This window comes from Pseudarthrobacter naphthalenicus, from assembly GCF_029076445.1.
Taxonomy (GTDB): Bacteria; Actinomycetota; Actinomycetes; order Actinomycetales; family Micrococcaceae; genus Arthrobacter; species Arthrobacter naphthalenicus.
The window spans coordinates 70,886-84,028 of the sequence record NZ_JARESG010000005.1 but is presented as its reverse complement, the minus strand read 5'-3'; the positions used below and the strand labels follow the sequence as shown (position 1 = coordinate 84,028).

Annotated in this window: 13 protein-coding genes; 1 reads left to right on the top strand and 12 read right to left on the bottom strand. The window is 64.7% G+C overall.

Annotated features, from left to right (window positions below; all coding sequences use genetic code 11):
• Window positions 1-32 precede the first annotated feature (32 nt).
• The 3 genes from nrdR to PY310_RS06740 all read right to left on the bottom strand — a co-directional run bounded on the left by nrdR (window position 33) and on the right by PY310_RS06740 (window position 2,590).
• On the bottom strand, window positions 33-524 hold the full coding sequence (gene nrdR, locus PY310_RS06750) for a transcriptional regulator NrdR (RefSeq protein ID WP_275213573.1): 492 nt from the start codon (window positions 522-524) through the stop codon (window positions 33-35).
• Window positions 525-653: 129 nt separating this feature from the next.
• The gene (hisD, locus tag PY310_RS06745; RefSeq protein ID WP_275213571.1) at window positions 654-2,030 is read right to left on the bottom strand and encodes a histidinol dehydrogenase; all 1,377 of its coding nucleotides are present in this window, start codon (window positions 2,028-2,030) and stop codon (window positions 654-656) included.
• A 53-nt stretch (window positions 2,031-2,083) separates the two neighbouring features.
• Window positions 2,084-2,590: a hypothetical protein gene (locus PY310_RS06740; RefSeq protein ID WP_275213570.1), complete on the bottom strand. Its 507-nt coding sequence runs from the start codon at window positions 2,588-2,590 to the stop codon at window positions 2,084-2,086.
• Between the two features lie 130 nt (window positions 2,591-2,720).
• Here PY310_RS06740 and PY310_RS06735 point away from each other — a divergent pair, with 130 nt between their 5' ends.
• Window positions 2,721-3,233: a flavin reductase family protein gene (locus PY310_RS06735; protein ID WP_275213569.1), complete on the top strand. Its 513-nt coding sequence runs from the start codon at window positions 2,721-2,723 to the stop codon at window positions 3,231-3,233.
• Between the two features lie 12 nt (window positions 3,234-3,245).
• On the opposite strand, the gene dnaE is transcribed toward PY310_RS06735, so the two are convergent.
• From dnaE to ftsZ, 9 genes are all read right to left on the bottom strand, one after another.
• Window positions 3,246-6,803: a DNA polymerase III subunit alpha gene (gene dnaE / locus PY310_RS06730; protein WP_275213568.1), complete on the bottom strand. Its 3,558-nt coding sequence runs from the start codon at window positions 6,801-6,803 to the stop codon at window positions 3,246-3,248.
• Between the two features lie 97 nt (window positions 6,804-6,900).
• Window positions 6,901-7,827 carry an RluA family pseudouridine synthase gene (locus PY310_RS06725; protein WP_275213566.1) on the bottom strand — a complete coding sequence of 309 codons (927 nt, stop codon included), beginning with the start codon at window positions 7,825-7,827 and terminating at the stop codon, window positions 6,901-6,903.
• Window positions 7,820-8,392 (bottom strand): signal peptidase II, encoded by a 573-nt coding sequence (lspA, locus tag PY310_RS06720; protein ID WP_275213565.1) that lies wholly within the window; start codon window positions 8,390-8,392, stop codon window positions 7,820-7,822. Before lspA ends, PY310_RS06725 begins: the two co-directional genes overlap by 8 nt.
• Window positions 8,393-8,483: 91 nt before the next feature.
• The gene (locus PY310_RS06715) at window positions 8,484-9,182 is read right to left on the bottom strand and encodes a DivIVA domain-containing protein (protein ID WP_275213564.1); all 699 of its coding nucleotides are present in this window, start codon (window positions 9,180-9,182) and stop codon (window positions 8,484-8,486) included.
• 179 nt (window positions 9,183-9,361) lie between these two features.
• Complete coding sequence (locus PY310_RS06710) at window positions 9,362-9,649, bottom strand: YggT family protein (RefSeq protein ID WP_275213563.1); 288 nt, start codon at window positions 9,647-9,649, stop codon at window positions 9,362-9,364.
• A gap of 120 nt (window positions 9,650-9,769) precedes the next feature.
• Window positions 9,770-10,300, bottom strand: coding sequence for a cell division protein SepF (locus tag PY310_RS06705; RefSeq protein WP_275213562.1), 531 nt, complete (start codon window positions 10,298-10,300; stop codon window positions 9,770-9,772).
• A gap of 89 nt (window positions 10,301-10,389) precedes the next feature.
• A complete protein-coding gene (locus PY310_RS06700) occupies window positions 10,390-11,115 on the bottom strand; it encodes a YggS family pyridoxal phosphate-dependent enzyme (RefSeq protein ID WP_275213561.1) in 726 nt (241 codons plus the stop codon).
• A complete protein-coding gene (locus PY310_RS06695; protein ID WP_275213560.1) occupies window positions 11,108-11,800 on the bottom strand; it encodes a purine nucleoside phosphorylase YfiH/LACC1 family protein in 693 nt (230 codons plus the stop codon). The genes PY310_RS06700 and PY310_RS06695 overlap by 8 nt, the downstream gene beginning before the upstream one ends.
• Window positions 11,801-11,808: 8 nt before the next feature.
• Window positions 11,809-13,044, bottom strand: coding sequence for a cell division protein FtsZ (ftsZ, locus tag PY310_RS06690; RefSeq protein WP_275213554.1), 1,236 nt, complete (start codon window positions 13,042-13,044; stop codon window positions 11,809-11,811).
• Window positions 13,045-13,143: the final 99 nt, after the last annotated feature.

Genomic DNA, 13,143 nt, shown 5'->3' with positions numbered 1-13,143 from the left:
CTCGGCCACCGGGCAGCGCCTGCGGTGGGCTTCTACGAGGTCCGGGCGGCCTTCGCAGCGGGGCTGACGGTTTCTCCAACCGACTCGTGCCGTAACAGGGCAATGGCCGTCTCGAAGTCCTCCAGGGATTCGAAGGCCTGGTACACGCTGGCGAAACGCAGGTACGCAACCTGGTCCAGCTTTTGCAGCGGACCCAGGATCACAAGGCCCACTTCGTGCGCCTCGATCTCGGCAGCCCCGGAGGCACGGATCTGTTCCTCCACCTCCTGGGCAAGGAGCGCAAGGTCATCCTCGCTCACCGGCCGGCCCTGGCACGCTTTACGGACGCCGTTGATGACTTTGCTGCGGCTGAATGGTTCACCCACGCCTGAGCGCTTGATGACCGACAGGCTGGTGGTTTCCACCGTGGTGAACCTGCGCCCGCACTCGGGGCACTGCCGGCGCCGCCTGATGGCGGAGCCGTCGTCCGCCATGCGGCTGTCCACAACACGGGAGTCCGGATTACGGCAAAACGGACAGTACACGGTGGCGCCTCCCTCAGTAGCAACTTGTCCCTACAAGTGCATCTTACGTCACAACAGGGGCGGCAACCACTATATGTAGTGTTAAGAAGGACTACATGTTGTGATTCTGAGTCGGGTCAGGGTCCGGAATCAGGCAGTCCCGCCGAAGCGTGCCGTCACTGCCTCACCATGCGCCGGCAGGTCCTCTGCGCCGGACAAACTGAGAATGTGGCTGCTGACTTCCTGCAGGGCGGCCCGGCTGTAATTGACCACCTGAATGGCCCGAAGGAACGTGGTCACGTTCAGGCCGGAGGAGAACGCCGCCGTACCGCTGGTGGGCAGGACGTGGTTCGAGCCCGCACAGTAGTCGCCCAGGCTGACGGGACTGTAGTCCCCGACGAAGATGGCGCCTGCATTCCGGATCCTGGCGGCCACCGCGGCGGCGTCGGCGGTCATGATCTCCAGGTGCTCCGCAGCATAGGCATCGCAGGCTGCCACGCCCTGGTCGAGGTCCTCCACCAGCACAACGCCGGACTGAGGCCCGGACAGCGCCTCACATACCCTGGCGGAGTGCTTGGTGCGGGCCGACTGCCGGTCCAGCTCGGTGCGGACCGCCGCGGCAAGGTCCTCGGAATCAGTGATCAGTACCGACGCTGCTTTGGGATCATGCTCGGCCTGGCTGATCAGGTCGGCCGCCACCAGGGCCGGCTGCGCGGAGGAATCGGCCAGGATGGCGATCTCCGTCGTCCCGGCCTCGGAATCGATGCCCACCACGCCCTTGACAAGCCGTTTCGCCGTGGCCACAAAGATGTTTCCAGGACCGGTGACCACGTCCACGGGCTCCAGGGCGGGTCCCGCATCGGAAGCCTCCACGCCGTAGGCGAAGGCCGCGATGGCCTGCGCGCCGCCGATCGCATACACCTCGCTGATGCCCAGCAGGGCCGCCGCGGCAAGAATGGTGGGGTGGGGAAGGCCGCCGAAGTCTTTTTGGGGAGGCGACGCAAGGGCGATGGATTCCACTCCCGCAGCCAGGGCGGGGACCACGTTCATGATGACCGAGGACGGGTAGACCGCCAGGCCTCCCGGGACGTAGAGACCCACGCGCGAAACCGGCACCCACTTCTGGCTCACGAGGGCGCCGTCGCCGAGTTCGACGTCGACGCCGCGGGGCCGCTGCCCGTCCGCGAACTGCCGCGCCCGGCTGATGGATTCTTCCAGGGCACGGCGGACCGCAGGGTCCAGCTCCGCCAGGGCCCGGGCCAGTGCATCGGCCGGGACCCGTGGGTGCACCTGGTCAACTCCGTCGAACTGCCGGGCAAGGTCGCTGAGGGCAGCGAAGCCCCGCTGTCGGACCGCGTCGATGATGTGCAGGACCTTTTCCTCCGCGTCCGCCACGGTGTTCTGCCTGGCGCGGGGCACCGCGGCACGCAGGCCGGCCAAGGTCAGTCCCTTCCCACGCAGGTCGACCGTGCGGAAGTTGACGGTTGCGGTTGGCGGGGTTGCTGGAGATTCAGAAGAAATGGTCACCCGTTCATTTTACGCGCCGGGCACACCGTGTCCGGCCTGGGTGCACCCCGGTGCTACTGATGCATTCCCGTGTCCGGCCCCTTCCTGAGCAGGTTGAGCAGGTTCAGGGCAAACACTGACACTGCCGTTGCAGCCGGCCACAGCAGCAGTACGGACAGGGATCGGAGGGAGAACGCCACACTGGCGTTGATGGCAGCATCCACGGGCGCACCCCACACCCGGCCGGCCAACGCACCCGTTTGCCAGGCGATGACCGCGCCCAGGAGACCGCCTGCCAGGCTGAGAAGAAAGGCCTGCCGCTCAGCGCCGCCCCGCTTTTCGGTGAGGAAAACGGCCATGAGGCACCCGCCGAAGACCAGGAGGCCGGCGAGGGTCAGGTCCCGCGGCAGCCACACCTCCGGGTTGGTCCCGTTTCCCAAGGCGGGATTGCGGGTGATCAGGTTCAGCCCGCCGGGAGCGAGCAGCCACCACAGCAGTCCGAGCGGAACACCACCGGCCGCGGCTGCACCAAACCATGTCCATGGCAGCCGGGCGGAAGGCGGACTGTTGTGTTTTTCCATGAAACAAACCTTAACAAAGGCGGCTGCGTGTGGCCGCATGACGTGCGTGGTGCGCCGATTCCGCTGTTCAGCGGCGGAGCAATACGCTTAAGGAAGAATTCATGAAGCATGTCTAGGGAGCAACTCAACAATGTCAGATGCAGTGCCGCCAGATGCAGTGCCGTTTGAGGGCACGTTCAAGGAAATGTTCCGGCGCCACGCTGCCGGCGTCGCGATCATCACGGTGAACTACAAGGGCGAGCCGTACGGCTTCACGGCCACGTCCGTGGCATCGCTCTCAGCCCAGCCGCCGCGGTTCACCTTCAACATGGCCCGCAGCTCGCGCTCCTGGCCGGCGGTGGCCAACGCCACCCACCTTGGCGTCCATATGCTGGGTCTGGAGAACCAGGCCCTGGCCGACCGCTTCGCCCGCACCAAAGACCGGTTCGTCGGAGATCACTGGGAAATGGGACCGCACGATGTCCCGGTTCTCAAGGATGTTGCCGGCTGGCTGATCGGCAAGATCCAGATGCGTCTCTCCTTCGAGAACAACGCCGTGGTGGTCGTGGAAGTGGTCGCTGGCGCCGTGGGCGCGGACGGCACGCCGCTCCTGTATCACTCCGGCAGTTATGGCCAGCCCGTCCCGCTGGACTACGAAATCTAGACCGGCTGTTCCTTAGTAGTCCAGGCAGGTCGGCCCGAGCAGGACCTTCAGGTCCCCGAACAGTGAAGGGCTTGGGTTGACCCTGAGGTGCACGGGCAGGGCCATGACTTCGGTCCGGGTATCCCCCTGCAGATGCAGCCGGACCTCCGAATTCCCGCGATGGTTCCGCAGGACGTCCCCGAGTTCGGTCACCACGGCCTCAGTGGCCTTATGGGTGGGCATCGATATCTGCAGCGGACCGTTTGTTCCCTCGCTGAGGTCCGGAACGGAGAGTTCCATGCAGTTCAGGGTGACTGCACCGTCGTCGCGCCGTTGCAGGCGCCCCTTGACCACCACAATCAGGTCCTCGGCCAGGACCGAAGCGATGGGCCCGTAGACCTGGCCGAAGAACATGACCTCCATGGAGCCGCCAAGGTCCTCGATTTCGGCGCGTGCGTAGGCGTTCCCGCTCGCCTTGGCGATCCGGCGGCTCAGTGACGTGATCATGCCGGAGATGGTGACAATCGCGCCGTCGTGCGGGCCGTCTTCGGCAATGATCGAGGTGATGCTCTGGTCTGCGTGCTGGCTGAGGAGTCCTTCCAGTCCCTGCAGCGGGTGGTCCGAAACGTACAGGCCCAGCATGTCCCGTTCGAAGGACAGCTTGTCCTTTTTCTCCCACTCCGGCAGGTCGGGAATCTCGATGCTCAGGGAGGCTTCCGACTCGGCCTCCTCGAAACCGGCGAACAGGTCGAACTGGCCGATTGCCTCGTTGCGTTTGAGGGTGATGACCGAGTCGATCGCCTCTTCGTGGATCATCGCCAGGGCACGCCGGTGGTGGTTGAGGGAATCGAAGGCCCCGGCCTTGATCAGCGATTCAATGGTGCGTTTGTTGCACACCACGGCCGGAACCTTCACCAGGTAGTCCTTGAAGGACGTGTAGGCGCCTTCCTTTTCGCGCGCAGCCACCATGGCTTCGACGGCGTTGACCCCCACGTTGCGGATGGCTCCCATACCGAAGCGGATGTCGTTGCCCACCGGGGTGAAGTTCAGGGCGGACTCGTTGACGTCCGGCGGCAGCACGGTGATGCCCATGCGCCGGCACTCATTGAGGTAGATTGCCGATTTGTCCTTGTCGTCGCCCACGGAGGTCAGCAGCGCCGCCATGTACTCCGGCGCGTAGTGCGCCTTCAGGTACGCCGTCCAGTAGGAGATCACGCCGTACGCGGCCGAGTGTGCCTTGTTGAAGGCATAGTCGGAGAACGGAAGCAGGATGTCCCACAGCGTCTTGACCGCTTCCATGGAATAGCCGTTGTCCTGCATGCCCTGGGAGAACCCGGCGAACTGCTTATCCAGTTCCGATTTCTTCTTTTTGCCCATCGCGCGCCGGAGGATGTCAGCCTGGCCCAGGGAATAGCCGGCGAGTTTTTGCGCCACCGCCATAACCTGCTCCTGGTACACGATCAGGCCGTACGTTCCGCCCAGGATCTCCGCGAGGGGTTCCTTGAGCTCGGGATGGATGGGAATGACTTCCTGGATCCCGTTCTTGCGGAGGGCATAGTCCGTGTGTGCGTTGGCACCCATGGGGCCGGGACGGTAGAGCGCCAGCACAGCGGAGATGTCTTCGAAGTTGTCAGGCTTCATCAGCTTCAGGAGCGCGCGCATGGGGCCGCCGTCGAGCTGGAAGACGCCCAGGGTGTCGCCGCGGGCCATCAGTTCGTACGAGGCGGTGTCGTCCAGGGCCAGGCTGTCCAGGTCCAGGTCATGGCCGCGGTTGAGCTTGATGTTTTCCAGGGCGTCCGAGATGATCGTCAGGTTTCGCAGACCCAGGAAGTCCATCTTGATCAGCCCCAGGCCTTCGCAGGTGGGGTAATCGAACTGCGTGATCACCTGCCCGTCCTGGATGCGGCGCATGATGGGGATGACGTCGATGATGGGGTCTGAGGACATGATGACACCGGCGGCGTGGACGCCCCACTGCCGCTTCAGTCCCTCGATGCCGAGCGCCGTCTCGAAGACCTTCGCGGCCTCGGGATCGGTGCTGATCAGCTGCCGGAAGTCGCCGGCCTCGCTGTACCGCTTGGAGTCCTTGTTTTGGATATCGGCAAGCGGAATGTCCTTGGCCATCACGGCCGGGGGCAGCGCCTTGGTGAGCTGCTCACCCATGCTGAACGGGTAGCCGAGCACGCGGGAGGAGTCCTTGAGCGCCTGTTTGGTTTTGATGGTGCCGTAGGTGACGATCATGGCCACGCGCTCGTCACCGTACTTGCGGGTGACGTAGTCGATCACCTCGGACCGGCGGCGATCATCGAAGTCGACGTCGAAGTCGGGCATGGAAACGCGGTCCGGGTTCAGGAAGCGCTCGAAGATCAGGCCGTGGTGCAGCGGATCGAGGTCGGTGATCCGCATGGCGTAGGCAACCATGGAACCGGCGCCCGAGCCACGGCCCGGGCCCACGCGGATGCCGTTGTTCTTCGCCCAGTTGATGAAGTCGGCCACCACCAGGAAGTAGCCGGGGAACCCCATGGAGGTGATGACTTCGAGCTCGTAGTCGGCCTGCGTGCGGACCTTGTCCGGCACGCCGCCGGGGTAACGGAATTCCAGGCCGGTGGCCACCTCCTTGACCAACCACGAGGTTTCGTCCTCGCCCGGGGGGCAGGGGAAGCGCGGCATGTAGTTGGCGCCGGTGTTGAACGAGACCTCGCACCGCTCGGCGATCAGCAGGGTGTTGTCGCACGCGTCCGGGTGGTCCCGGAACAGCTCCCGCATCTCCTGCGGGGATTTGAGGTAGTAGCCGCTGCCGGAGAACGCAAAGCGGGAACCGCCGTTGTCGTACGTGGGTTCGAGCAGCGTTGAACCGGACTGGATGGCAAGCAGCGCCTCATGGGCCTTGGCGTCGTGCTCATGGGTGTAATGAAGGTCGTTGGTGGCCACCAGCGGCAGCTTCAGGTCCTTGGCCAGCCGGAGCAGGTCGCCGGTGACCCGGCGTTCGATATCCAGCCCGTGGTCCATCAGTTCGCAGAAGTAGTTCTCGGCGCCGAAAATGTCACGGAACTCCGCGGCGGCCTCCACGGCCTCCCGGTACTGGCCAAGGCGAAGCCGGGTCTGGACCTCGCCCGACGGGCAGCCGGTGGTGGCGATCAGGCCTTCGGAGTAGGTGTTGAGGAGTTCGCGGTCCAGCCGCGGCCACTTGCCGAAGACAGCGTCCAGCGAGGCGATGGAGGACGCGCGGAAGAGGTTCCGCATCCCGGCGTTGTTGTAACTCAGCAGCGTCATGTGGGTATATGAACCACCGCCGGAAATGTCGTCTTTCCGCTGGTGTTCCTCACCCCAGCGCACACGGCTCTTGTCCGTGCGCGCGGTCCCGGGGGTCACATACGCTTCGACGCCGATAATCGGCTTAATGCCCTGGTCCGTGGCACGCTTCCAGAAATCGAACGCGCCGAACAGGTAGCCGTGGTCGGTCGTGGCGAGGGCCGGCATGCCGAGGCGTTCGGTTTCATCGAAGAGCTCCCCCAGACGGGCGGCGCCGTCCAGCATGGAATATTCGGTGTGGTTGTGGAGATGGACGAACGAGGCATTGCTGGAAGTCACCGGACCATTCTAAGCGCTGCGGGTCAGCCGGCTGCCCAGCGACGCAGTGACCCTGAACGCAACGGCCCGGCGTCGCTCGCCTCTCGGGGCCGCGTGGCTAGGCCTGGCCCGACTCCAGGATTTCCAAGGCGTAGGCGAGGTCCTGCGGATATTCGCTGGTGACGGTCACGCGCTCACCGGTCACCGGGTGGTCAAAACCGAGTTGGCGCGCATGCAGCCACTGCCGTGTCAGGCCCAGGGTCGCGGCCAGCCGCGGATCGGCGCCGTACGTCAGATCGCCGGCACAAGGGTGGCGCAGGGCGGAGAAGTGCACCCGGATCTGGTGTGTGCGCCCCGTTTCCAGATGCACTTCAACCAGGGTCGCCTTGCCGAACGCTTCAAGGACCTCATAGTGCGTCACGGACGGACGCCCGTCCTCGATCACGGCAAAGCGCCAGTCATGCCCGGGATGGCGCCCGATCGGGGCGTCAATGGTGCCTTCCAGCGGATCCGGGAGCCCCTGGACCACGGCATGGTAGACCTTGTCCACGGTGCGCTCCTTGAACGCGCGTTTGAGGGCGGTGTAGGCGCGCTCGGTTTTGGCCACCACCATCACGCCGGACGTGCCGACGTCGAGCCTGTGCACGATCCCCACGCGCTCCGACGCGCCTGAGGTGGAAATGCGGTAACCGGCCCCGGCGAGCCCGCCCACCACGGTGGGTCCCACCCAGCCTGGCGACGGATGCGCGGCTACCCCGACCGGCTTGTCCACAACAACAAAATCGTCGTCGTCGAGCAGGATTTTCAGGCCTTCCACAACTTCCTCCACCACTTCGAGCGGGTCCCGTCGTTCAGGCACCGTCACTTCCAGGACATCCCCCGCCACCAGGCGTGCCGACTTGCCAAGTTTTTTGCCGCGGCACAGCACGTTTCCTTCGGCAATCAGGGTCGCCGCCAGCGAGCGTGAGATCCCCAACAGCCCGGCGAGCCCGGCGTCTGCACGGGTTCCGTTGAATTCATCTGCCACCACCACCTGCTCAGGCATCGTCGGCCTTCTCCTTGGACGCAGCAACGTGCCGCGAGCCGTCCAGCGAGATCCCCCGCAGCGTCAGGATGCAGATAATGGACACCGCGGAGACCACCGCGGAGTCGGCGATGTTGAATATCGCAAAGTTGGGCAGCTGGATGAAGTCCACCACGTGCCCCATGGCGAATGAAGGCTCCCGGAACAAGCGGTCCGTCAGGTTGCCCAGCGCACCGCCGAGGAGTAAGCCTAATGCCAGGGCCCACCAGGCCGAGCCGAGCTTGCGGACCTGGAACAGGATCGCAATCGAAACGCCTGCCATGATGATGGAGAACACCCACGTCACGTTCTCGCCGATGGAAAAGGCGGCGCCGGAGTTCCGGATGAAGTACCAGTGCAGCAGCGGCGGCAGCACGGGGATGCGCTCCCCCTCCACCATCGTGGAGGTCACCCATATTTTGGTCAGCTGGTCAAAGGCGTAGGCAAACGCTGCGAAGCCCGCAAAAAGCAGGAGCAGGAGCCTTTTCCGGGGCCGGGGTGATGATGGCGCGGGATGTGCTGCGTCAGCGGCGAGGTCGTCAGTCATGGTGCTTTCATTTGTAAAACCGATGTTAATCACAAAAGCCGGCGGCCGAGGAATCCTCAGCCACCGGCTTTCAGAATACGTGCTTGACGGACTAGTTGTTCGCCTCGACCTCAGGCGCCGCAACGGAGCCGCGGGCGTCAAGGTCGCGCAGCTGGCCTTCAATGTAGGCCTTCAGGCGTGAACGGTAATCGCGCTCGAATCCGCGGAGCTGCTCAACCTTGCGCTCCAGGACGGAGCGCTGCTGCTCCAGGGCACCAAGGATCTTGCGGGACTTCTCCTGGGCATCGTTTACCAGGCTGCTGGCTTCGATCTGGGCCTCGGCGATGATCTTGTCCTTCTGGGACTGGCCATCCGCCACGTGACGGTCGTGCATCTGCTGCGCCATGGCAAGCAGGCCTGCGGCAGACTCGGCGGAAACGCTGTTCCCCGCGGCGGGTGCAGGAGCGGCAGCCGGAACGGCCGCAACAGCGGCGACGGGCTCGGCTTCCTTCTTCTTCGGAGCCTCGGCAACCTTGGTCTCGGCTTCGGCCTTGGCCGGAGCTTCGGCCTTGTCGGCCTTGACGGGCGCAGGGACCTTCTCAACCACGGGGGCGGCGGCAGCGGAGCTGGCCGGCACAGCAGAACCGGACTCGGCAAGCTTCTTGCGGAGTTCGTCGTTCTCCTGGTTCAGGCGCCTGAGTTCCACGACGATCTCGTCCAGGAAGTCGTCAACTTCGTCCTGGTCATAGCCTTCGCGGAACTTGGTCGGCTGAAAGCGCTTGTTGACAACGTCTTCTGGCGTCAAAGCCATCTGGTCACCTCATTGGTCTAGTTAGTCAGGAGGCCTTCCGGCCGTCCAAAACTACGGTACCTAAAATTTGTCTGGTTCCTCTAATTCAACACTGGGTGTCAAACCGGAGATTTCTTTCGCTTCACAGGGTTGGGATCCGTTCCAGCAACCGCCCCTGAACTGCTAGGTCTTGTCGAAGATTACGCGAATCCCCTGGTCACCGCCATTGCGATGCTCACGGCGATGAAGAGAACCAGGAATCCGAGGTCCAGGGTCACGCCGCCGAGCCTCAGCGGGGGGATGACCCGCCGCAGCCCCTTAAGTGGCGGATCAGTCACGGAGTACACCGTGTGGGCGGCCACTAGGGCCGCACCACGGGGCCGCCACTCCCGGGCAAACATCTGCACCCAGTCAAAGACCAGGCGGACGATGAGGGCAACGAAGAACAGCAGCAGGGCAATATAGAGCAGTCCGAAAACAATTCCCATGACTTAACTCATATCTCCATGTCCATTCCGGATACCGCAGTGCCCTGCCAACATTACTTGTCTATTTCAGCACAGATGCCAGACAGGTGTCCCTGCCTGGCATCAGCACTCAGCCCGGGGCTAGCTTTGGTTGAAAAAGCTTGCCTGGGTCTCACTGATTTTCTTGTCGTCGCCGATGACCTCGATGTAGGACGGCGACAGCAGGAAGACTTTGTTCGTGACGCGCTCGATGCTGCCGCGGAGCCCAAAAACGAGGCCGGCCGAGAAGTCAACCAGCCTCTTCGCGTCCGCCTCGCCCATGTCAGTGACGTTCATGATCACGGGAATGCCGTCGCGGAAACTCTCCCCGATGAGCTTGGCGTCGTTGTAGGACCGCGGGTGGATCGTGGTGATCTGCCGGAGTCCGGACGTTTCTTCGCGGCTCGAGGCCGCACGCTTGATGGGGGTCACGGGTGCGCGGTATTCCTCTTCGGGGACGTGGACTGATTCACGGCTGACTTCGCGGACCGGTGCAGGGGCCCGGCGTTCCTCGCGGTCAGCTTCCATGGTTTCGTCCTCGTCCTTACGTGTTGTGGTGTGCTCGGACTCGTAGTGTTCATCGCCGTCGGCGAGCCCAAGATAGATCATTGTCTTGCGCAGAGCGCCGGCCATGGTCGACTCCTAATCGTGTCCGTAGGCGGGCCGCCCAATAACTTGACAGCACTGGAATCCCCCGCCACTCACTTCCTATGTGCTCGACGCTACCCCACAGCGGGACGTGATCCGAGAATATCGGAACCGATCCGCAGGTGTGTCGCCCCGAATCTGATGGCCGCTTCCAGGTCCTGGCTCATTCCGGCAGAAATGGCTGAGGCAGTGGGATGAACCGCCACCAGCGAAGCGGAAACGGCTGCCAGTTTTTCGAAAGCGGCCTCCGGGCTGGCCCCGAGCGGTGCGACGGCCATGACGCCTGCCAGCTCCAGCCCGCCGGCCGCGGCGAGCCGGTCAGCCAGGAGCGGCACCTCAGCCGGCGCAGCCCCGCCACGGTGCGCGCCGGCGTCGTCATCGAGACTGACCTGGATGAAACACTGCAGGGCGCCGCGGCCAGTGCGATCCTGCTCCGCGGCGATGGCACGCTCCAGGCCATCCACCAGTGCGGGGCGGTCGATGGAGTGGACTGCATGGGCGTATCTGGCCACGGACTTGGCTTTTTTGCTCTGCAACTGCCCCACGAAATGCCAGTGAAGTCCAAGGTCAGCCAGTTCCGCCGCCTTGGTTGAGGCTTCCTGGTCACGGTTTTCGCCCACATCGCGCACCCCCAGCGCGGCGAGGCGCCTGATGTCCGCGGCCGGATGGAATTTGGTGACGACGATCAGCGTGGGCAGGTCGTTGCCGCGGCCTGCCTCGGCGGCCGCTGATTCGATCCGCCGCCGGACCGCGGCCAGCCGTTCCGCCAGCTCAGCCACCCGTGCGGTGTCTTCAGTCATGGGACCACACGATTCCGGCAAAGCGTCCGGTCGTGGATGAACGGCGGTAGGAGAACAGCTGCTCGCTTTCGAGCGTGCACTGCCCGGCGTATTCGACGACCACCCCGGCGGCCTCCAGCTGACTGCGGGCTCCGGCCGGCAGGTCCAGCGCGGGGGTCCCCCAGGACGTTTCGGCCCGCGTTGCCGGTACCTGCGCGGCCACCTGGTCACGCAGGTCGGCGGGGACCTCGTAACACTTGCCACAGATTGAAGGACCGAGCCAGGCCCGGATCCCGGTTGCGCCCGCCGCCCGCATCCGTTCCACTGCTGCGGGCAGGATGCCGTTGGCAATTCCCGGCCGCCCTGCATGGACAGCGGCCAGGACCGGCGTGCCGTCCGCGTCCTGAGCCACCAGTACCGCAGGGATGCAGTCGGCCACCATGACCGCGAGGGGAAGGCCCCGGGACACCATGGCGTCTGCCGTGGGCGCGGCGGTGCCGGGCTCCATCATCTCAACCGTGGAACCGTGGACCTGATCCATGAACCGCAGGGATCCCGGTGTCAGCCCGGCGGCCCCCTCCAGCTCACCGCGGCGCCGTCGCACGTGCGCTGCATCGTCACCGACGTGGAGGGCAAGATTGCCGGCGTGAATGTCCGTGAATGCGACACTGACGCCGGGTGAGACTTCAGCCCGCCAAAGGAACAAGCCGTGCCCTACTTCAGGAAGTCGGGGACATCCAGATCGTCCGAGCGGTTCCCCGAGAGATCCGGCTCCACCACTGAGGGGAGGTCGACGTCGAAACCTGAGTCCGCCGGAACGGCGGAGGGGCGCTGCTGGCCCCAGTTGCTCAGTCCGGACGCACCCATGCCGGCGTGGACGGGCTGCGCGTTGAGCTGGTGGCTGCCGCCGCCGGAGGTGGGGGCCTGGGCCGGTGCGGGAGCCGCGGCGGGACGCTGGGGCGCCACCTGGGGCTGGGACTGGTCCATGGAGGGCGAGGTGGCCTTCACGTCGTCGAACCCGGCGGCGATGACCGTCACGCGGGCTTCATCCCCAAGGGCGTCGTCAATCACGGCACCGAAGATGATGTTGGCCTCCGGGTGGGCCACTTCCTGGACGAGGCGCGCTGCTTCGTTGATTTCGAACAGGCCGAGGTCAGAGCCGCCCTGGATGGAGAGCAGGACACCATGGGCGCCGTCGATGGAGGCTTCCAGGAGCGGGGACGCGATGGCAAGTTCAGCTGCCTTCACTGCACGGTCCTCGCCGCGTGCGGAGCCGATGCCCATCAGTGCCGAGCCTGCGCCCTGCATGACGGACTTGACGTCGGCGAAGTCCAGGTTGATCAGCCCGGGCGTGGTGATCAGGTCCGTGATGCCCTGGACACCGGACAGCAGGACCTGGTCAGCGGAGCGGAAAGCGTCCAGGACGGAGACGTTGCGGTCGCTGATGGAAAGGAGGCGATCGTTGGGGATCACGATCAGGGTGTCAACTTCGTCGCGGAGGGCGTCGATGCCGGCCTCGGCGGAGCCGGCACGGCGGCGGCCCTCGAAGGTGAACGGGCGGGTGACCACACCGATGGTCAGTGCACCGAGCGAGCGGGCAATTCGTGCCACGACGGGCGCGCCGCCGGTTCCGGTACCGCCGCCTTCGCCTGCAGTCACGAACACCATGTCGGCGCCGCAGATGACCTCTTCGATCTCGTCAGCGTGGTCCTCGGCAGCCTGCTTGCCCACCTCAGGGTTGGCGCCTGCACCGAGACCGCGAGTCAGCTCGCGGCCGACGTCGAGCTTGACGTCGGCGTCACTCATCAGCAGTGCCTGAGCATCTGTGTTGATGGCGATGAACTCGACACCCCGGAGGCCTACCTCGATCATGCGGTTGACTGCGTTCACGCCACCGCCGCCGATGCCGACGACCTTGATGACGGCCAAGTAATTCTGCGGAGCTGCCACGTTACGTGTCCCTTGTTCGTGTCCTATTGCGAAAACTGTGGAGTCGGGCTTGAAGCCTGCAACCTTAACCTTCGAGTTGAAGGTTATAGTTATGTCAAG